This window comes from Pseudomonas helmanticensis (assembly GCF_900182985.1).
GTDB lineage: Bacteria > Pseudomonadota > Gammaproteobacteria > Pseudomonadales > Pseudomonadaceae > Aquipseudomonas > Aquipseudomonas helmanticensis.
Map to the genome: position 1 here is coordinate 3,631,946 of NZ_FXUY01000001.1, position 20,248 is coordinate 3,652,193.

The window sequence follows — 20,248 nt, forward strand, 5'->3', positions numbered from 1 at the left end:
ACATAGATATAACCCAACAAAATCAACCAAGGCACAAAACCAACTAGCCTGACTCTTTGTTTCTATCTATCTGGATTCAAGATAAGTCGGACAAAATATAAGTAACAGGAAAGCTCCCACAACCAGGAGGAGCAAATCGTACAGGGACTGTCGATAAATACGACACGGGCAAACCGGCAGCAATGCTCACGGGACGCGGGCGTGGCGAGGGAGCCGACTCCCTCGCCAACTGCTCAGGACTGTGGTTTTTCGCCGTACCAGCGCGGCGTGTACACCCACTCGCCACCTTCAGCCTTGGGGAAAGTACAAGTGGTCGAGGAGCCGATCAGCACCATGGTGCGCATGTCGACCTGATCCGGAGTCAATTGCCCCAGCGTCGTCACCCGCAGGGTTTGCCCCGGCCGGCCGATGTCGCGCCCCAGCACCACCGGTGTTGCGGCGACACGATGTTGCGCGACAATTTCCAGCGCACGTCCCAATTGCCATGGACGCGCTCGCGAAATCGGATTGTAGAAGGCCAGCGCCAGATCGGCCTCGGCGGCGAGGTCCAGGCGCTTTTCGATGATTGACCACGGTTTGAGGTTGTCCGACAGCGACATCACACAGAAGTCATGCCCCAGCGGTGCACCCGCCTGAGCCGCCGTCGCGAGCGAGGCCGAGACACCCGGGAGGATTTCCAGCTCGACGCTGTGCCACGCCGGGTCGTCCGACTCGTGCAGAGCCTCAAGCACTGCCGCGGCCATGGCGAACACGCCGGGATCACCCGAAGACACCACGATCACTGAACGGCCCTCGGCCGCCAGCCGGAAGGCATGTCGCGCGCGCTGCATCTCTTCGCGGTTGTCGGTGCAGTGTTGCACCTGATCGTCGCGGAACGGGCCAGCCATACGCACATAGGTTTCGTAGCCGAGCACATCGGTGGCTCGCGCCAGTTCGGCTTTTACCGCTGGCACCATCAATTCGGCAGCGCCCGGGCCGAGGCCGATGACGGCCAGACGACCGCGCGGGTGGCCGATGCTCGAAACATCCAAGGGTTGTTCGCCAATCACCATCGCCAGGTGGTTGGCGGTGACGACCTTGGCCTGAGGCAGCGCAGTCTGCGCCAGCGCAACAACGTCAGCTGGCGCCGCGACAAAGCGCAGCGGCACACCGAGTTCAAGCGCCGCTTCACGCAAATGCGCCGAAGCCATTTCGCTGTCGGCCGCCACCAGGCACGCCAGCGATTGCACGGCGACTTTGGCCTGTTGCAAAGCGGCACGAACGGCGTTCGGCAGATCCGCCACGTCGGCAACTACTGCTACCGCCACACTCTGCGGGTAGATCAACAACTCATTGGCACTCGCGGCACGCTCGGCACTGCCGACATGGATCGAGCGCTGCGCCTGCGGATCTTCCGCCAACTGCGCCTGATCCAGCCACGGCGCCGCGCCTTCAATGCGCACGCTGTGCCCGGCCAGCAGATCCGAGACAAAACGCTTGCCCAGTTCCAGATCGCCCAGCGCATAACCTTCGGGAGGATTGAGCAGGCAGGTGCCGAAGCGCAGTTCACCACTGGTGGTAATCGCCGCCGCCACTTGCAGCCCGGCAGCGATCTGGCGGGCCATGACGTTCACCCCGCCGAGGCCGCCGAGCAGCGGCACCACGGCGCTGCCGTCTTCAGCAACGGCAAGTACCGCAGGTTCGGCGCCTTTCTCCAGCAGCAGCGGCGCCAGGGTTCGAATGATAATGCCGGCAGCGCACAGGGCGATGATTGGCGTTTCCTGCCGATACAACTCACGCAGGGTCGCGCCGAATTCCTGATACGTGCAATCGGCGCCCTCAACACGGCCAGCGAGACCATGGATCTGTGCTGCCGGATACAGCAGTTGAATATTGCGCGCAGTGGCCAGCGCGCCCTGTCCGAGAATGACAATGGCCGGTGTCGATTGAGTCATCAGCCTTGCCACCGTTCGCCCGGGACGATAATTAGCGAGAAGTACGGCGAAGACATCGGCTCGACCTGATCCAGCGGCACAATCTTCTGATTGGCCATCGTCGCGCGCTCGACATACAGCGCGCGCTCAGCGAGGCCAAGTTCTTCCAGCACTGCACGGACCTTGGGAAAGTTGCGCCCCAGTTTCATGATCACCGCCGCGTCGGCATCGGCCAGACGCCGCTTCAGATCGTCATGCGGCAACACGCCGGAGAGCACCGACAGGCTCTGATTGCGATACACCAGCGGCGCACCGAGCACCGACGCGCCACCGAGCATCGAACATACACCCGGCACCACTTGCGCTTCGTAACGTGTGGCGAGGCGGTCGTGCAAATACATGTAGGAACCGTAGAAGAACGGATCGCCTTCACAGATCACCGCGACATCGCGCCCTGCGTCCAGATGTGCCGCGACCTCTTCGGCGGCGGCGTCGTAGAAATCACTGATCACCTGTTCATAGGACAACGGTGCCGGCAGCACTTCAGTGGTCACCGGGTACACCAGCGGCAGCAGATTCTGCGCGTCCTGCAAGTGCGCCTCGATGATGCCGAAGGCATTACCCTTTTTGCCTTTGGCGACGAAGTACGCGACCACCGGCGATTCACGCAGCAGGCGCAGGGCCTTTACGGTAATCAGCTCGGGATCACCGGGGCCGACGCCAAGGCCGATCAAACGTCCTTTTGCCTGCATCATTCGATCTCCGTGGCGAGGGCATTCACTGCTGCAGCGGCCATGGCACTGCCGCCAAGACGGCCTTGCATGATCACAAACGGCACGCCACGGCTATCTGCCGCCAGCGCCGCTTTCGATTCGGCGGCACCGACAAAACCCACTGGGAAACCGAGGATCAGCGCAGGCTTCGGGGCGCCGGCGTCGAGCATTTCAAGCAGATAAAACAGTGCGGTCGGCGCGTTGCCGATCACCACAACGCTGCCTTCCAGGTGCGGACGCCATAGCTCCAGCGCCGCCGCCGACCGGGTGTTGCCCAACTCTCGTGCCAGTTCCGGCACGCTATCGTCGCGCAGGGTGCAGATCACCTCGTTGTTCGCCGGCAGGCGCGCACGGGTCACGCCCTCGGAGACCATCCGCGCATCACAGAGGATCGGCGCACCGGCCGCCAGCGCATCGCGCCCGGCCTTGCCCGCGCCTGCGGAAAATTGCAGACCGTCGACCGCCTCGACCATGCCGCAGGCGTGGATCACCCGCACTGCGAGTTTTTCCAGATCGGCCGGAATGCGCGCCAGATTGGCCTCGCTGCGAATGATCGCGAAGGAGTTGCGATAGATCTCCTGACCGTCGCGAATGTAATCAAGCATCAAGGGGGCTCCGTGAGCGGGCGTCGAGCAGGGTCGCGGCCGCTTCAATAGTAAGGTTGCGTGCGTGCAGCGCGCCGAAACCCGGCAGTGCTGCATCGCGAAAATAGAGGTCGTAGTGGCCCGGGCTGACCGCCAGCAACGTCACCGGTGTGCGATGGGCAGCGGCGCAAGAGCGCGGGCATGCGGACAGGTGCACGCCCTGCGCTTGTGGCAACAGTGTCGCCAACAGCCGGGCGTCGTGTTTGGTATCGGCAAGGCCTTTGCCGCAGCCGCTGGATCCGGTGCAGGCGATCAGCCGCGATAGCGCCTCGTCCGGATCGGTGCGCAACTGCAATTGTCCCAGTTTCTGCAGCACTTGCGCGGCGTCGGTGTGCTTCACGTTCGGTAGCAACACACTTTGCCAAGGTGTGAAGCGCAGGCTGCCATCGCCGAACTCACGGGCCAGTCGGGCCACCCCGTGAAGCATCGCCGGATCAAGACGGCCGAGCGCTGGCACCGCGCCGATGTACACCCGATCCACCGTGCCTTGCGGGTGAACACCGATGTGCAGCGCATCGATTGCGGGCGTTCGTTGCCAATCGCACAAAGCGGTTATCGGCAGGCGTTTGTGCAAATGTTCGAGGAACGTTGGCGTCGACATTTCATCGAGCAACTGGCGCATGCGCGCCTGCTCCGGCCGTGCCAGTTCAAGGAACAATTCCAGCACCGCGACGACCAGAGCATGGCCGTTTTCCAAGGGCACGGCGCCAGTTGCACGGTCGGTCGGGCATCCGGCCAGACCAAACGCCAACAATACTTCACCGTCACGTTCGAACGCCGACAGCCACAAGTCATGCGGATGCTCAAGCATCGCCAATGCCTCACCGCCATCGAGTTGCACGGCGAACTTGGCGCTCAACTGGTGAAACCGCGGGTGAGATTGCAGGGTCGCAAGAATCTGTTCGGCCAGTGACCGGGTATCGAATTGCTGCTGCCGATCGATCCCGGCACTGGGGCTGAGCATCAGATTGCGTACATCGTCGCCCTGCGCGGTTTGCGGCCCGAGGCCGGCGGCCAGCAGGCTGTCGATCAATGCCTCAGACTGCTCGCCGATACCGCGGATCTGCAGATTGGCGCGGTTGGTCGCCTCGATCAAGCCCCCGGCGAAACGCTCGGAGGCATCGGCTACCGCGTCAGCCTGATCGGCAGTGATCGACCCACCATTGAGCTTGATCCGGCAGATACCGCCGTCCAGCGCCTGGACAATACGCCGCAACCCCGGACAAGCCGAGGGGCGTAGAGCGGTGGACATCGGGCGTTCGTTCAAGGGATGGCCGTCTGGCTGGCAGCGCCGTGGTGGGCGAAAGGTCGCCATTATGCCTGCTTTGCCCAAGTGCATGAAAATGCCTGCCGGTCGGAAACTGCGTGGGGGTGCACGGCGCAGGATAAAAAGCGCTTTACCCCGTGCAAGTCAGATCGGGACAGCGGCGAAATTGAATTTGAGCCCCTCCAGCGCCTTGCCCACGCTCAGGCGGCGAGCGTCCATGACCCGGCGGCTGATCACCACCTTTCGCGCCACAACATCCAGCTGAGTCATGGATTGCGACACGTCCCAGAAAAAGTAACTGGTGTTGAGACTCGACTTGATGAAGCGGATATTGCTGATCACCAGTTCCAGATCGCCGTTGGCGTTATAGCTGAGCGGTATGACCTTGAAATCGAAAGGCTTGCCACTGGTGCCCTTGATCTTTTTCAGCAACCCCACGTCACGTTCCAGTTTCGCCAACCCTTGGTCAACCCCAGTCACCTGCTCTCGACTGAGCAGCGGCGATGCAAGTTGAAACCAGACCTGTCGCACGCTGCCATTGAACTGCGTCTGAACATGCTCGATCGGCTGATGATCGCGGTTCCAGCCATGCGACCAAAGCACATCAGTAAAATAATCGGTCCAGCGTCCTGGCTGGATCACACTGTTGTAAGTGGTATCCGCCTGACGTTTTGCCAAATAAGCACAATTCAACGCGAACTGATAATCCTCGTAACTCTGCCCCTGACTTCCAGTCAGCAATATATCGCCGACCAGTGTCGCATTATGTTTTATATCATCCATGTTTATTTTTTCATCCTGGTAAGCGACGCCCGTATGGCGTGCAAAGTATTAATCCATTTAATAATCATCTATCGATTTACCAAGTTTGCTTGGTTGTAACGGGCAACTTGATCAAATATAAAAATAACAAAAACGCGTGTTCTGCCAATCATTTTTCTACCACATGGCATGTCAACCGTTGGCAACACCTGCGACAAGGCAGCAGCACCAGACAACAGAAGCCGCGCTATCATGCGCCGCTTGAACGGGCGCACGAGATTGAGGAACGGCATGACACCCTGGCTGACGGTTGTGGGAATCGGTGAAGACGGCTTCAAGGGCCTGGGTAAAAATGCCCGGCGCGCCCTGATCAATGCTTCGCGGATCATCGGTGGCCAACGTCAACTGGACCTGCTGCCGGTGTGCATTCGTGGTGAACGCGAATTGTGGCCGAGCCCGTTTTCCCTTGCCCCGGTACTGGGGAGGCGCGGCGAAGCTGTCTGTGTGCTCGCCAGCGGCGATCCGATGTTTTACGGCGTCGGTGCGAACCTTGCGCGACAAGTGCCGAGCGCGCAGATGCTGATTCTGCCAACGCCATCTTCCTGCTCGCTGGCTGCAGCCCGCCTCGGCTGGCCGTTGCAAGAAGTCGTGACTCTGTCGCTGGTAGCCCGACCGCTGTCGGCGCTCAATGCGCAACTGTTCAGCGGTGTGCGCCTGTTGCTGCTGAGCAATGACGGGCAGAGTCCTGCGGCGGTCGCGGCGTTGTTGCGCGAGCGCGGTTTTGGCGGCAGTCGCATCAGCGTTCTGGAGCACTTGGGCGGCGCAGCCGAACGGCGTATCGACAGCACCGCAAATCACTGGAACGACCCGCCAATTGCCGATCTGAATGTGATCGCCATCGAATGCCTGGCCGATGTGCAGGCGCCGCGCCTGTCGCGACTTGCCGGATTGCCCGACTCGGCATTCAAGCACGACGGCCAGTTGACCAAACGCGATGTGCGCGCGATCACCCTCGCCCGCCTCGCGCCGACACCCGGTGAACTGCTGTGGGATGTGGGCGGCGGTTGCGGCTCGATCGGCATCGAATGGATGCGTGCGCATCCCAGTTGCCGAGCGCTGGCAATCGAAGCCGATGACGGCCGCCAGCAGTTGATCGAATACAACCGCGACGCGCTGGGCGTACCCGGCCTGCAACTGGTTCGCGGTCGTGCGCCACAGGCCCTCGCCGGGCTGGAGCGCCCGGACGCGATCTTCATCGGCGGCGGCGTGACTCGCGAAGGTGTGTTTGAAACCTGTTGGGAACAGCTCAAGCCCGGGGGCCGACTGATCGCCAACGCCGTGACCCTGCAAAGCGAACTCGCCCTGATGCATTGGCGCGAACGCCATGGCGGCGAACTGACGCGTATTCATATCGCTCAGGCCCAGCCGCTGGGCGAGTTCGACACCTGGCGCCAGGCGCTGCCGATCACCTTGCTCGATCTGGTCAAACCTCTCGATGCGTGATGAAACCGCCGAACAACCCGCGCCCCTGCGCAGCGGCCTGACCACCGGCAGTTGCGCCACCGCCACCAGCCTTGCGGCAGCGCGCCTGTTGCTCGGCGGACAGTCGGCCGATGCCGTGCAGATCGTCCTGCCCAAAGGCAAGCAGGTGCAGATGCGTCTGGAATTCTGCCGCCTGACCGACGACGGTGCCGAAGCCGGAACCATCAAGGATGCCGGCGACGACCCCGATGTGACCCACGGCGCCCTGCTCTATTCGCGGGTGCGGCTGGTGAGCGAACCGGGAATTCGGTTCAATGCCGGTGCCGGCGTTGGCACCGTGACCCGGCCCGGGCTGGTATTGGGTGTGGGTGAACCGGCGATCAACCCGGTGCCGCGCAAGATGATCTGCGATCACCTGAACCTGCTCGCCGAGGAAACCGGCTATGGCGGCGGCTTCGACGTCACGATCAACGTCGAGGGCGGCGAAGTGCTGGCACTGAAAACCATGAACCCGCGGCTGGGCATTCTTGGTGGCCTGTCGATCCTCGGCACCAGCGGCATCGTCCGGCCGTTCTCTTGCGCGGCGTACATTGCCTCGATCCATCAGGGCATCGATGTGGCGAAAACCAACGGTTACCTGCACATCGCCGCCTGCACCGGCAACGCCAGCGAAGACACCATGCGCCGGGTCTACGACCTGCCGGAAATCGCCCTGATCGAGATGGGCGACTTCGTCGGCGCGGTGCTCAAGCACTTGCGCAAAGTGCCTGTGGATAAACTCAGTCTGTGCGGCGGCTTCGGCAAGATCAGCAAACTGGCGGCCGGGCACATGGATCTGCATTCACGGCACTCGAGTATCGACTTGCCGCAATTGGCCGAATGGGCGGCGGCAATTGGCGCGGATGAGGCGTTGCAGCAAGGCATTCGTGAGGCCAATACCAGTCAGCAGGCATTGGCGATGGCCAGTGCGGCGGGAATCGCGCTCGGCGATGAAGTCTGCCGCCATGCCCTGAATTTCGCCCGCAGCGTGGTGCCCGCGCAGGTGCAGGTCGAGGTGTTTGCGATTGATCGTCAGGGCGGCATTGTCGGGCAGGCCGGAGGTTTTGCATGAAGCGCATTTTGCTGCTGGGCGGCGTGACTGAAGCACTGGCGATCGCCCGTACGCTGGGGCCACAACATGTCTACAGCCTCGCCGGCGTTGGCCGGGTGCCGACAGATCTGACCTGTCAGGTGCGTGTCGGCGGCTACGGTGGCGCCGGCGGTCTGGCGCAGTTTATTCGCGACGAACGCATTGATCTGCTGCTTGATGCCACGCACCCCTACGCGGCGCAAATCAGCCACAACGCCGCCAACGCGGCGCAACTGACCGGCATCCCTTGCTGGACCTTGCGCCGTCCGGCGTGGCAGCCGCAACCGGGTGATGACTGGCGCGAGGTCAGCGACTGGGCCGAACTCATCACCGCGTTGAAACCGTTCCGGCGCCCGCTGTTCACCTTGGGCCGCGAACCGTTGCAGCACCTCGACGAAATCCCCGCCGAGCAGTTCTGGACCCTGCGCGCGCTCGACGTTTATCCCGGCAACGAACGCTGCGAAGTCATCGGCGCACGCGGGCCGTTTGTGCTTGAGGATGAGCGCGTGTTGTTCGAACGGCGGCAGATCGATGTGCTGATCAGCAAGAACAGCGGCAGCACCGCGACCGAGCCGAAGCTGGAAGTGGCCCGCGAGCGTGGGGTGCCGGTGCTTGTGTTGAAGCGCCCGGGGTTGCCGGGGGTTGATCGGGAGTTTCTGTCGCGTCAAGAAACAGTTGCTGCGTTGGCGGAGTTCATCTCATAAGGCAAGATCCACAGCTTGCATGATAAGTAACCTATTTGTTACCTTCAGGGCTGACCGTGATCACACTCGAAGAATATCTACAAGAAGACGAATCAAGCCCATTTGGTCGGTGGATCTCCACTTTGAGCGTGCAGGCGGCACTGAAGGTCTCAAATGCCATGGTCAGGTTGGAATTGGGCAATACTTCCAATATCAAATGGTTCGATGGCTTAGGTGAATACAAAATCAATTGGGGTCCAGGGTACCGGATCTACCTCATACAAGAAGGAAAACGTCTGATCATATTGTTTGGTGGCGGCGACAAATCGACTCAAAAGAAAGACATCAAACAGGCGAAAGCCTTGATAGCCGAATTCCGAATTCGAAAAAAAGCTGAACAGAACCGGAGGTAATTGATGGTTCTCACTCGTAGCTACAAACATTCAATCGCAGAACGCGCCCAACGTGATCCGGAGTTTGCTCAAGCATTACTGGATGAGGCCGCGACTCTGTTCCTGAATGGTGAGCCAGAAATGGCCAGAATAATTCTGCGCGATCTCGTCAATGCGACTGTCGGCTTTGAAGAGCTCGCAAGGGAGACCGAAAAGCCGAGTAAAAGCTTGCATCGAATGCTTTCAGCCAAAGGCAATCCGAGCATGGATAACCTGGCCAAAATATTTTCGGTAATCCGCGCTACGCTTGGTGTAGATATGCAAGTTCATGCCGTACCCGCGAATTGAGTGAGTAATTGACGAGTTCGCTGCGACACCAAACCGCACGACGCTTTTTTACTTATCGGCCCTGATCAGGCTAAATAGCCGCGCCTGATCGCCCACCCAATGGATCTGTCCCATGAACCGACACCGGTTAGCATTTGCCTGGATCGCCTGCTTTGCAGTGCTGTTCAACATGCTCGCCATGCCGATGACCGGGGCGATGGCGCAGGCGGCCAATTCACCGGCCGAACAATTGCTCTGGAGCAGTTTCTGCACCGGCAGCGGGACGAAGATGGTGGCGATCAACATCGGCGCCACCGAGCAAAAAGCCCCGAACAACGACACGCATTCGAACATGCAGCATTGCTGGTGCTGCTCGGGCTCGGCGCCATTGGTGGCGCTGCCGGGGCATTCGCCGCAGTTGTACTTCGCCCGCTACGAAAGCAATCGCAGCGTCGCGCCCGCCTCGTTGCAAACACCCACTCCACGCCAGCAATGGCCAAGCCTCAATCCCCGCGCCTCGCCTCTGGTTTGATTTGTTCGCGCAATTGACCTGCGTTTCAAATCGTTCTGGAGAACTGCCATGTTGAACAAACTCATCGTCGTCGCTGCGCTGCTGTTGCCGGCGTGCTTTGCCCATGCCCACGAATACAAGGCGGGCCAACTTGAGATCGCCCACCCGTGGTCGCAAGAATTGCCGCCGAATGCGCCAACCGTCGCCGCCTATTTCGTCATTCACAACGCCGGCCAAACCGCCGACCGCCTGCTCAGCGTCGACTCGCCGATTGCCCCCGAGGCGCAATTGCACGAACACGTGATGCAGGGCGATCTGATGAAGATGCAGCAAGTGCCGAGCGTGGAAATCCCGGCCGGCGGCAACGTGACGTTTGCGCCGATGGCCTATCACGTGATGTTGCTCAACCCGAGCGATCGCAGCCTGCTCAGCGACGGCAAAAGCTTCCCGCTGACCCTGCATTTCGAGAAGGCCGGTGACGTCACCGTCGAAGTCTCGGTGCAGAAGAAACCGCCGGAAACCACGCAGGCCCACGCGCACGCTCAGTAAGCCTTCCGGCAGAATCCGCCCATGCGCCCGCTGAGCGCCAGGCCATCCGTGCAACGCTGTCAGACTCAACACCTGACCTGCGGCAGCTGGATCGCCCTGTTCGCCATGTTGATGATCTTCATCGGCCCGCTGATTTCTCAGTCGATGCCGATGGATCAACACGCCTCGACATCGATGCCGATGAGCATGGACATGTCGATGGACATGCCGGGCATGGATCATTCCGGGCATGACGCGAAACCGAGCGCCGAACACTGTCCGCCGCAGTCTTCGCACCACGTGCTATGGGAAAAGTGCGGCTATTGCAGCCTGCTGTTCAACTGCCCGGCGCTGACCGGTGGTGGTGACTTCGCCACATTCAGCATCACCCACGTCAACACCTTCACCCCACCCTCGCCGCGCCTGGGCCACGCCCGGCAGACCTTCTTCCCCGGCGCCCGCACCCGCGCCCCACCCATCGCAACGTAAACACGCACCTTTGATTGCACACGGTTGAGAAGACAGCTTCAGGCTGCCGGCCGTGTCGTTTACGACTGTTTGATGGAAATTGTCATGTCCAGGTTTTCTGCTGTTCCACGCTCGGGCTGTGCCCCGGCATCCTTCGCTTTGAACGAATCGCGCATTCGTTTCAGGCACGCTACCGCCGTCCTTTGCGGCGTCCTGCTATCTCCGCTGGTGCTGGCCGATGAACACACCGGCCACAACGAAGAACTGAGCCCGACGGTGATCACCGCGATTGCGCCGAGCTCGCCGCTGACCATCGTCACTAATCCAAAAGATCCGCGCCAACCCGTGCCGGCCAGTGACGGCGGCGATTATCTGAAGACCATTCCGGGTTTTGCGCTGGTGCGCAATGGCGGCACCAACGGTGATCCGGTGCTGCGCGGGATGTTCGGCTCGCGCCTGAACATCCTCACCAACGGCAGCATGATGCTTGGTGCCTGCCCCGGCCGCATGGACGCACCGACCTCGTACATCTCGCCGGAAACCTACGACAAACTCACGGTGATCAAAGGCCCGCAAACCGTGCTTTACGGCCCGGGCGCATCAGCTGGCACGGTGCTGTTCGATCGCGAGCCGGAAAGCTTCGGTGAGCTCGGCACCCGCGTAAACGCCAGCGTGCTGGCCGGATCCCACGGACGCTTCGACAAGGTCGTCGACGCCGCCGCCGGTGGCCCGTCGGGTTATGTGCGCGTGATCGGCAACACCGCGCATTCCGACGATTACCGCGACGGCAACAACGACATCGTCGCCTCGCGCTACGACAAGTGGAACGGTGACGTCGCGCTCGGCTGGACCCCGGACGCCGACACCCTGATCGAACTCACCGCCGGCAAGGGCGACGGCGAAGCCCGCTACGCCGGGCGCGGCATGGACGGCTCGCAGTTCTTGCGTGAAAGCCTCGGCCTGCGCTTCGAAAAATCCAACATCACCGACGTGCTGGAGAAGCTCGAAGCGCAGGTCTACTACAACTACGCCGACCACGTGATGGACAATTACACCCTGCGCACGCCGTCCGGCACCGGCATGATGGCCGGCCCCATGGCCTCCAACGTCGACCGCCGCACCCTCGGCGCGCGGCTCAAAGCGACCTGGCGTTGGGCCGATATCCAACTGATCACCGGCCTCGACGCGCAGACCAACGAACACCGTCAACGCAGTGGCATGGGCATCGACACCTACAAGGATCAGCCGTACAACAAGGACGCCGATTTCCATAACTACGGCGTGTTCAGCGAAATGACCTGGTATGCCGCCGACCGTGACCGGCTGATCACTGGTGCCCGCGTCGACCGCGCTTCAGCCAAGGATTACCGGCAAACCACCGGCTCGGGAATGATGTCCCGCCCCAACCCGACCGCCGACGATACCCGTGCCGACACCCTGCCCAGCGGTTTTATCCGCTACGAGCATGACCTCGCCGACAGCCCGACCACACTCTATGCAGGTTTGGGTCACGCGCAGCGCTTCCCCGATTACTGGGAATTGTTTTCGCCCAAGTCTGGCCCGGCGGGATCGGTCAATGCGTTCGATTCGATCAAACCGGAAAAGACCACCCAGTTCGATTTCGGCGTGAACTACAAGAACGCCGACCTCGAAGCCTGGGCCTCGGGTTACATCGGCGTGGTCCGCGACTACATCCTCTTCGACTACACGCCCGCAATGATAGGCATGAGCACCTCGCGCGCGGAGAACATCGACGCGCGAATCATGGGCGGTGAACTCGGTGCCGCATACAGACTCACCGACCACTGGAAAGCCGACGCGACCCTGGCCTACGCCTGGGGCAAGAACAGCAGCGACGGCAAGGCTCTGCCGCAGATGCCGCCGCTGGACGCGCGTTTCGGCCTGACCTACAGCGAAGACAACTGGAGCGCCGGCGCACTGTGGAGGGTGGTTGCCGCGCAAAACCGTATTGACCAGAACAAGGGCAACGTGGTCGGCAAGGATTACGACAAGAGTTCGGGCTTCGGCGTGTTCTCCCTCAACGGTGCCTATCGGATCAACAAGAACTGGAAGGTCAGCAGCGGCGTCGACAACCTGTTCGGCAAGGCTTACGCCGAACACCTGAACCTGGCGGGCAACGCCGGCTTCGGCTACCCGGCCAACGACCCGCAAGCGATCAATGAACCGGGGCGCACGCTCTGGACCAAGGTCGACATGAGTTTCTAACAAAAAAAGTCAAAAGATCGCAGCCCGCATGTACCCCTGTAGGAGCTGCCGAAGGCTGCGATCTCTTGATCTAAAAAATTCGCCCAGCGGAGCACACGTGATGAAACAGCCCAAACCGAACTTCTACAACCTGGCCTGGCGTTGGCATTTTTACGCCGGTCTATTTGTCGCCCCCTTCATGGTGATGCTGGCCCTGACCGGCATCATTTACCTGTTCAAACCGCAGCTCGATTCACTGATGTACAGCAGCCTGCTCAACGTCCCCGCCGGTCATCACACCGTCTCGGCCGATGACTTGCTGCAACGGGTAAAAAGCGCTTATCCACAAGGTCAGGTCACGCAATACCTGCCGCCGGTCAATGCTGAACGCAGCGCGCAATTCGTGGTGAAAAACGCCGGCCACGAACTCAACGTATTCGTCGATCCGTACCACGGCGACATCCTCGGCGAGCAGGATGCCAAGCAGAACCTGCAAGCCATCGCCCGCGCCATCCACGGCGAACTGATGATCGGCACTGTCGGTGACCGTCTGATCGAAATGGCCGCCGGCTGGGGCGTGGTGCTGGTGGTGTCCGGGCTGTTCCTGTGGTGGCCGCGCGGTCAGGCCGCCGGCATTCTGTGGCCACGGCTGAACAGCCGTGGCCGCGTGCTGTGGCGGGATCTGCACGCGGTCACCGGGTTCTGGGGCGCGACATTGCTGCTGGTGATGTTGCTCAGCGGCATGACCTGGACCGGTTTCTGGGGCAAGCAATACGCGCAAGTGTGGAACGTCTTCCCGGCGGCGATGTGGGACAACGTACCGACCTCCGACGTCGAAGCGCGAACCCTTAACAGCGCCACGCGCCAGACCGTGCCATGGGCGATGGAAAACACGCCGATGCCGATGTCCGGCGATCACGCCGAGCACATGGCCCACGGCGGCGCCAATGCAGGCCCGGCAGCACCAATCATCAGCCTGCAAAACGTGCAGAACATCGCTACGGGGCGCAAGGTCGAGCCCGGCTACAGCATCACCCTGCCGACCACCGCCACCGGGGTGTTCACCATCGCCGTGTTCGCCGATGACCCGCGCAACGATGCGACCCTGCACGTCGATCAGTACACCGGCAAGGTCCTCGCCGATGTGCGTTTCGAGCAATACGGTACCGTTGCTCGCGCCACGGAAATTGGCGTGATGCTCCACGAAGGCAAGATGTTCGGCACCTTCAACCAGATTGTCGTGCTGCTGATCTGCCTGATGATTCTGCTCAGTGCCGTCAGCGGCGTGGTGATCTGGTGGAAGCGCCGACCACAAGGCAAGTTCGGCGTGCCGCCGCTGCGCCATGACCTGCCGAAGTGGAAAACCGGCGTGGTGATCATGCTCGCGCTGGCGGTTGTATTTCCGCTGGTGGGCGCTTCGCTGCTGGTGGTGTGGTTGCTGGATCGCCTGCTGCTGTCGCGCCTGAGCAGGCAAACCGAGTCCGCCTCGACCTCATCCTGATCTACCCCATTTAGGAGCTGCCGCAGGCTGCGATCCTTTGATCTTGATCTTGAAAAACAACATCAAAAGATCGCAGTCTGCGGCAGCTCCTACAGGGGGTGTTTCACGTGCGTGTGCGGCTGATTTAGACTGCGTGTCTTTCCAGTCTCAGGATGAGTGTCATGTTCAAAAAGGTTGCGCTGTTGGTGTTGGTTTGCGGTTCGGCGTCGGCCAATACCAAAGTCGATGTCTCGCGGATTTACGGCAAGATCCAGTTCGTCAGCTCTTACCCCGACTACAAAGTGAAGATCGATAACTCCTGGCCAGACCTGAAGGTCAAGCAAGTCACCCAGTGGCCTGACTCGGTCGGCAAATGGCAAATCGTCGATCAATACCCTGATTACAAGATTCAAATTGTCGACGCCTACCCCGATTTCACCATCAAATACGTCGACTCCTGGCCCGGGGTGAACTGACCCGCCACGCCTTACCGCTGTCGCCCTGCGGCAGCACCACAATGAAGCACTTCCCCGCACCACGCCCCGCCGCACGTCCCCTCCTGGTGCGCAGTCTCTGCGCGCAACCGCTCTAACACGACATTTTCCTGCCCGATCCCGACCGGGCACAGCCCTTGCAAAACACACCTTCAGTCGTCCGCATCTGCCAACCAAAAAAACTTCAAATGTTCATGGAGATCGCACAATGAAGCGTCGCAGTTTGATCAAGGCTTTCACACTCACGGCATCCATTGCCGCGATGGGCATGACCTGGACTGTCCAGGCCGCCGAGACCATCAAGGTCGGGATTCTGCATTCGTTGTCCGGCACCATGGCGATCTCCGAAACGTCGCTCAAAGACATGGCGCTGATGACCATCGACGAGATCAACGCCAAGGGCGGCGTCAACGGCAAGATGCTTGAACCAGTGGTGGTTGACCCAGCATCAAACTGGCCGCTGTTCGCCGAAAAGGGCCGGCAGTTGCTGACCCAGGACAAGGTCGCCGTGGTGTTCGGCTGCTGGACGTCGGTGTCGCGTAAATCAGTGTTGCCGGTGTTCGAAGAGCTCAACGGCCTGCTGTTCTACCCGGTGCAATACGAAGGCGAAGAGATGTCGCCGAACGTTTTCTACACCGGCGCTGCGCCAAACCAGCAAGCAATCCCGGCGGTTGAATATTTGATGAGCGAAGAAGGTGGCAGCGCCAAACGCTACTTCCTGCTCGGCACCGACTACGTCTACCCGCGCACCACCAACAAGATCCTGCGTTCGTTCCTGCACTCCAAAGGCGTCGCCGACAAGGACATCGAAGAGGTCTACACGCCGTTCGGTCACAGCGACTATCAAACCATCGTTGCCAACATCAAGAAGTTCTCGGCCGGTGGCAAGACTGCGGTCATCTCGACCGTCAACGGCGACTCCAACGTGCCGTTCTACAAAGAACTGGCCAACCAGGGTTTGAAAGCCACCGACGTGCCGGTCGTAGCGTTCTCGGTCGGCGAAGAAGAACTGCGCGGCATCGACACCAAACCGTTGGTGGGCAACCTCGCGGCGTGGAACTACTTCGAGTCGGTGGAGAACCCGGTAAACAAGAAGTTCGTCGATGACTGGAAGGCCTACGCGAAGAAACACAACCTGCCGGGCGCTGACAAAGCCGTGACCAACGACCCGATGGAAGCCACCTACGTCGGCATCCACATGTGGGCGCAGGCGGTTGAGAAAGCCAAGTCCACTGACGTCGACAAAGTCCGCGAAGCCCTCGCCGGCCAGACCTTTGCCGCGCCGTCTGGCTACACGTTGACCATGGACAAGACCAATCACCACCTGCACAAACCGGTGATGATCGGCGAGATTCAGGCCGATGGTCAGTTCAACGTCGTGTGGCAGACCGAAGGGCCCGTCCGTGCGCAACCTTGGAGCCCGTTCATTCAGGGCAACGACAAGAAGCCGGATTATGCGGTGAAGAGCAACTGAGTCTGACTTGGGTTTGCGGTGGGGCGGAGATCTTTTCCCCCTCACCCCAACCCTCTCCCCCAAGGGGGCGAGGGGGAAAGGGAGCCGATCTTCATGCTTTTCAAAGCTTGAGTTCGGCTCGAATTCGCAGGTCGTAGCACATCGTCCAAACACCTCGGTCAGTCCCCTCTCCCTCCGGGAGAGGGTTAGGGTGAGGGGGCGGTTGAACAGGACACCACTCATGCCCACTGCCATACACCGCTTGCTTCTCACCATCGCACTCTTGTTGCCGATGCTGGCCCACGCCGGCGATGCCGAAGACTTCGTCGCGGCCAATCCCGTGCAACAGGCCAAACTCCTCGAAACCTGGGCTGCGCAGCCCGACCCGGCACGTATCGAATTGATCAACGCCCTGCAACAAGGCGAACTGACCATCGACGGCCAAGCGAAAACCCTGCGCCTGAACAATCGCCTGCGGGGTCTGATCGACACTGCCATGGCCAGCCATCAATTGCTCGCCGCCGACGCCAAAATCCGTCTGACTGCCGCGCAGCAATTGCAGAAAAGCGCGAAACCCGCGCAGCTGAAATTCCTCGACCAGCAACTCGCTGGCGAAAAAGATCAAGGCGTCCACGCCGCCCTGAGCCTGGCGCTGGCCAATCTGCAACTGGTCGACACTGACCCCGCCGTGCGCCTCGCCGCGGTGAGATTGCTCGGCGAAACCGGCGATCCACTGGCCCGTACGCGCCTCGAAGGTTTGCTCGAACCCGGCGTCGAAGCCGATGCCAACGTGCGCACCGCCGCCGAAACCAGCCTCGCCCAGGTCAAACGCAAACTGCTGATCGGCGAGATCCTCGGCCAGGCCTTCAGCGGCATGTCGCTCGGTTCGATTCTGCTGTTGGCCGCGCTCGGTCTGGCGATCACCTTCGGCCTGCTCGGCGTGATCAACATGGCCCACGGCGAAATGCTGATGCTCGGCGCCTACTCGACGTATGTGGTGCAGTTGATGTTCCAGCGCTACGCACCACAGGCCATCGAGTTCTACCCGTTGATTGCGTTGCCGGTGGCGTTCTTCGTTACGGCGGCGATCGGCATGGCACTGGAGCGCACGGTGATTCGTCACCTCTACGGTCGCCCACTGGAAACCCTGCTCGCCACGTGGGGCATCAGCCTGATGTTGATTCAACTGGTGCGTCTGTTGTTCGGCGCGCAGAACGTTGAGGTCGCCAACCCGGCGTGGTTGTCGGGCGGCATTCAAGTGCTGCCGAATCTGGTGCTGCCGTACAACCGCATCGTCATCATCGCCTTCGCCTTGTTTGTGGTGGTGCTGACGTGGCTGCTGCTGAACAAAACCCGCCTCGGCCTCAACGTCCGCGCCGTCACCCAGAACCGCAACATGGCAGCTTGCTGCGGTGTGCCGACCGGTCGCGTCGACATGCTCGCCTTCGGCCTGGGCTCAGGCATTGCCGGCCTCGGCGGCGTGGCGCTGAGCCAGATCGGCAACGTCGGTCCGGACCTCGGCCAGAGCTACATCATCGACTCGTTCCTGGTGGTGGTGCTCGGCGGCGTCGGCCAGTTGGCCGGCAGCGTGCTCGCGGCATTCGGCCTGGGCATCGCCAACAAGATTCTCGAACCGCAGATCGGTGCGGTGCTCGGCAAGATCCTGATCCTCGCGCTGATCATTCTGTTTATCCAGAAACGTCCGCAAGGCCTCTTCGCACTGAAAGGACGGGTGATCGACTGATGAACCAGCCTCTGTTAGTCACGGCCACACAAAAGGCCGGGCCGAAGGTAACCATCGCGATTGGCGCGGTGATCCTCGCCCTGTTGATCGCCTTGCCGCTGCTGTCGTTGTTGCCGGCGGAAAGTACGCTGTCGGTCTCGGCGTACACGCTGACACTGGTCGGCAAAATCCTCTGCTACGCCATCGTCGCCCTGGCACTGGATCTGGTCTGGGGTTACGCCGGTTTGCTGTCGCTGGGCCACGGTCTGTTCTTCGCGCTCGGCGGTTATGCGATGGGCATGTACCTGATGCGTCAGGCTGCCGGCGATGGCTTGCCGGCGTTCATGACTTTCCTGTCGTGGAGCGAATTACCGTGGTACTGGACCGGCACCAGCAGCTTCGTCTGGGCGATGTGTCTGGTGGTGTTGGCGCCGGGTTTGCTGGCGCTGGTATTCGGTTTCTTCGCCTTCCGCTCGCGGATCAAGGGCGTGTATTTCTCGATCATGACCCAGGCCCTGACCTTTGCCGGGATGTTGCTGTTCTTTCGCAACGAGACCGGTTTTGGCGGCAATAACGGCTTTACCAATTTCCGCACGATTCTCGGTTTCGGCATCACTGAACCGGGCACGCGCGCGGTGTTGTTTCTGGCCACGGTGTTGCTGCTGGTGGCGAGTCTGTTCATCGGCTGGCGCCTGGCGCAAAGCAAATTTGGTCGTGTGTTGACGGCGCTGCGCGATGCGGAAAACCGTTTGATGTTCTGCGGCTACGACCCGCGTGGTTTCAAGCTGTTCGTGTGGGTGTTGAGCGCGGTGTTGTGTGGTCTGGCCGGCGCGTTGTATGTGCCGCAAGTCGGGATCATCAACCCGAGCGAAATGTCGCCGACCAACTCGATTGAGGCAGCAGTCTGGGTGGCCCTTGGCGGGCGCGGCACGCTGATTGGCCCGCTGCTCGGTGCCGGTGTGGTCAACGGCATGAAGAGCTGGTTTACCGTGGCCTTCCCGGAATACTGGCTGTTCTTCCTCGGCGCGCTGTTCATCGTCGTGACGCTGTATTTGCCCAAAGGCGTGATCGGTCTGCTGAAGAAACGAGGTGAACAATGAGAGTCACGGCGAGCGCTGAATTCATGCTGGAACCGGCCTTTTTTCCCGTCGAGCCGAACAAGGACGCTGGCACCAGCCGCGACTCGATCGGCCTCGGGCAAAGCGTCGGCCCGGGCCTCGACACCCGCCACGGCACGATCCTGACACTGGAAGACATCAGCGTCAGCTTCGATGGCTTTCGTGCGCTGAACAATCTGAACCTGTACATCGGCGTCGGTGAATTGCGCTGCATCATCGGCCCCAACGGCGCGGGCAAAACCACGCTGATGGACGTGATCACCGGCAAGACCCGACCGAGCCACGGCAAGGCGTGGTTCGGCGAAACGCTGGACCTGACGCAGATGAGCGAAGTGCAGATCGCCCAAGCCGGCATCGGTCGCAAGTTCCAGAAGCCGACGGTGTTCGAAGCGCTGAGCGTGTTTGAAAACCTGGAGCTGGCGCAGAAGACCGACAAGTCGGTGTGGGCCAGTTTGCGTGCGCGCCTGAGTAGTGAGCAGAAGGACCGGATCAGCGAAGTGCTGGAGACGATCCGTTTGACCACCTCGGTTAATCGCCCGGCGGGGTTGTTGTCCCACGGGCAGAAGCAGTTTCTCGAGATCGGCATGTTGTTGATGCAAGACCCGCAATTGCTCCTGCTCGATGAGCCGGTGGCGGGAATGACCGATGCCGAAACCGAGTTCACTGCTGAACTGTTCAAGAGCCTGGCGGGCAAGCATTCGCTGATGGTGGTGGAGCATGACATGGGCTTTGTCGGCTCGATTGCCGACCATGTGACCGTGTTGCACCAGGGCAGCGTTTTGGCCGAAGGCTCACTGGAGCAAGTGCAGGAAAACGAGCGCGTGATCGAGGTCTACCTCGGCCGCTGAAGACTCAGATCGCTCCCACGCTCCGCGTGGGAATGCATCCCGTGACGC

General features: G+C 61.0%; 20 protein-coding genes. 15 read left to right on the plus strand and 5 right to left on the minus strand.

The genetic code is table 11. The features are described 5' to 3' along the window. Positions 1-233: 233 nt before the first annotated feature. From cobJ to QOL84_RS16265, 5 genes are all read right to left on the minus strand, one after another. Positions 234-1,934: a precorrin-3B C(17)-methyltransferase gene (gene cobJ / locus QOL84_RS16245; protein WP_283437860.1), complete on the minus strand. Its 1,701-nt coding sequence runs from the start codon at positions 1,932-1,934 to the stop codon at positions 234-236. Continuing rightward, positions 1,934-2,668: a precorrin-2 C(20)-methyltransferase gene (locus QOL84_RS16250; RefSeq protein ID WP_400774499.1), complete on the minus strand. Its 735-nt coding sequence runs from the start codon at positions 2,666-2,668 to the stop codon at positions 1,934-1,936. The genes cobJ and QOL84_RS16250 overlap by 1 nt, the downstream gene beginning before the upstream one ends. After that, positions 2,665-3,291, minus strand: coding sequence for a precorrin-8X methylmutase (locus QOL84_RS16255; RefSeq protein ID WP_064388739.1), 627 nt, complete (start codon positions 3,289-3,291; stop codon positions 2,665-2,667). Before QOL84_RS16255 ends, QOL84_RS16250 begins: the two co-directional genes overlap by 4 nt. Further along, complete coding sequence (gene cobG, locus QOL84_RS16260) at positions 3,284-4,582, minus strand: precorrin-3B synthase (protein ID WP_283437861.1); 1,299 nt, start codon at positions 4,580-4,582, stop codon at positions 3,284-3,286. The genes QOL84_RS16255 and cobG overlap by 8 nt, the downstream gene beginning before the upstream one ends. 159 nt (positions 4,583-4,741) lie before the next feature. Next, positions 4,742-5,380, minus strand: coding sequence for a hypothetical protein (locus QOL84_RS16265; RefSeq protein WP_283437862.1), 639 nt, complete (start codon positions 5,378-5,380; stop codon positions 4,742-4,744). 270 nt (positions 5,381-5,650) lie between these two features. On the opposite strand from QOL84_RS16265, the gene cbiE reads away from it, so the two are divergent. The 15 genes from cbiE to urtD all read left to right on the plus strand — a co-directional run bounded on the left by cbiE (position 5,651) and on the right by urtD (position 20,200). Continuing rightward, positions 5,651-6,862, plus strand: coding sequence for a precorrin-6y C5,15-methyltransferase (decarboxylating) subunit CbiE (gene cbiE / locus QOL84_RS16270; protein ID WP_283437863.1), 1,212 nt, complete (start codon positions 5,651-5,653; stop codon positions 6,860-6,862). Continuing rightward, positions 6,855-7,952 (plus strand): cobalt-precorrin-5B (C(1))-methyltransferase, encoded by a 1,098-nt coding sequence (locus QOL84_RS16275; protein ID WP_283437864.1) that lies wholly within the window; start codon positions 6,855-6,857, stop codon positions 7,950-7,952. The genes cbiE and QOL84_RS16275 overlap by 8 nt, the downstream gene beginning before the upstream one ends. Beyond that, positions 7,949-8,674, plus strand: coding sequence for a cobalt-precorrin-6A reductase (locus QOL84_RS16280; RefSeq protein ID WP_283437865.1), 726 nt, complete (start codon positions 7,949-7,951; stop codon positions 8,672-8,674). The genes QOL84_RS16275 and QOL84_RS16280 overlap by 4 nt, the downstream gene beginning before the upstream one ends. A gap of 56 nt (positions 8,675-8,730) precedes the next feature. Then, positions 8,731-9,066, plus strand: coding sequence for a type II toxin-antitoxin system RelE/ParE family toxin (locus QOL84_RS16285; RefSeq protein ID WP_008078140.1), 336 nt, complete (start codon positions 8,731-8,733; stop codon positions 9,064-9,066). Between the two features lie 3 nt (positions 9,067-9,069). After that, the gene (locus QOL84_RS16290; protein ID WP_008078139.1) at positions 9,070-9,393 is read left to right on the plus strand and encodes a helix-turn-helix domain-containing transcriptional regulator; all 324 of its coding nucleotides are present in this window, start codon (positions 9,070-9,072) and stop codon (positions 9,391-9,393) included. A 112-nt stretch (positions 9,394-9,505) separates the two neighbouring features. Further along, positions 9,506-9,904 (plus strand): DUF2946 domain-containing protein, encoded by a 399-nt coding sequence (locus tag QOL84_RS16295; RefSeq protein ID WP_129388471.1) that lies wholly within the window; start codon positions 9,506-9,508, stop codon positions 9,902-9,904. 48 nt (positions 9,905-9,952) lie between these two features. Beyond that, on the plus strand, positions 9,953-10,432 hold the full coding sequence (locus QOL84_RS16300; protein WP_283437866.1) for a copper chaperone PCu(A)C: 480 nt from the start codon (positions 9,953-9,955) through the stop codon (positions 10,430-10,432). A gap of 21 nt (positions 10,433-10,453) precedes the next feature. Further along, entirely contained in the window at positions 10,454-10,900 is a 447-nt protein-coding gene (locus tag QOL84_RS16305; RefSeq protein ID WP_283437867.1) for a DUF2946 domain-containing protein, read from the plus strand. Between the two features lie 84 nt (positions 10,901-10,984). Continuing rightward, the gene (locus tag QOL84_RS16310; RefSeq protein ID WP_283437868.1) at positions 10,985-13,105 is read left to right on the plus strand and encodes a TonB-dependent copper receptor; all 2,121 of its coding nucleotides are present in this window, start codon (positions 10,985-10,987) and stop codon (positions 13,103-13,105) included. A gap of 100 nt (positions 13,106-13,205) precedes the next feature. Beyond that, positions 13,206-14,585 (plus strand): PepSY-associated TM helix domain-containing protein, encoded by a 1,380-nt coding sequence (locus QOL84_RS16315; protein ID WP_283437869.1) that lies wholly within the window; start codon positions 13,206-13,208, stop codon positions 14,583-14,585. A 161-nt stretch (positions 14,586-14,746) separates the two neighbouring features. Continuing rightward, positions 14,747-15,040, plus strand: coding sequence for a 7(1) septoil knot domain-containing protein (locus tag QOL84_RS16320; protein WP_283437870.1), 294 nt, complete (start codon positions 14,747-14,749; stop codon positions 15,038-15,040). Between the two features lie 226 nt (positions 15,041-15,266). Then, positions 15,267-16,532 (plus strand): urea ABC transporter substrate-binding protein, encoded by a 1,266-nt coding sequence (gene urtA / locus QOL84_RS16325; protein WP_129388453.1) that lies wholly within the window; start codon positions 15,267-15,269, stop codon positions 16,530-16,532. A gap of 220 nt (positions 16,533-16,752) precedes the next feature. Further along, positions 16,753-18,255: an urea ABC transporter permease subunit UrtB gene (urtB, locus tag QOL84_RS16330; RefSeq protein ID WP_283437871.1), complete on the plus strand. Its 1,503-nt coding sequence runs from the start codon at positions 16,753-16,755 to the stop codon at positions 18,253-18,255. Further along, positions 18,255-19,334 (plus strand): urea ABC transporter permease subunit UrtC, encoded by a 1,080-nt coding sequence (urtC, locus tag QOL84_RS16335; protein ID WP_283437872.1) that lies wholly within the window; start codon positions 18,255-18,257, stop codon positions 19,332-19,334. The genes urtB and urtC overlap by 1 nt, the downstream gene beginning before the upstream one ends. After that, a complete protein-coding gene (gene urtD / locus QOL84_RS16340) occupies positions 19,331-20,200 on the plus strand; it encodes an urea ABC transporter ATP-binding protein UrtD (RefSeq protein ID WP_283437873.1) in 870 nt (289 codons plus the stop codon). Before urtC ends, urtD begins: the two co-directional genes overlap by 4 nt. Positions 20,201-20,248 lie beyond the last annotated feature (48 nt).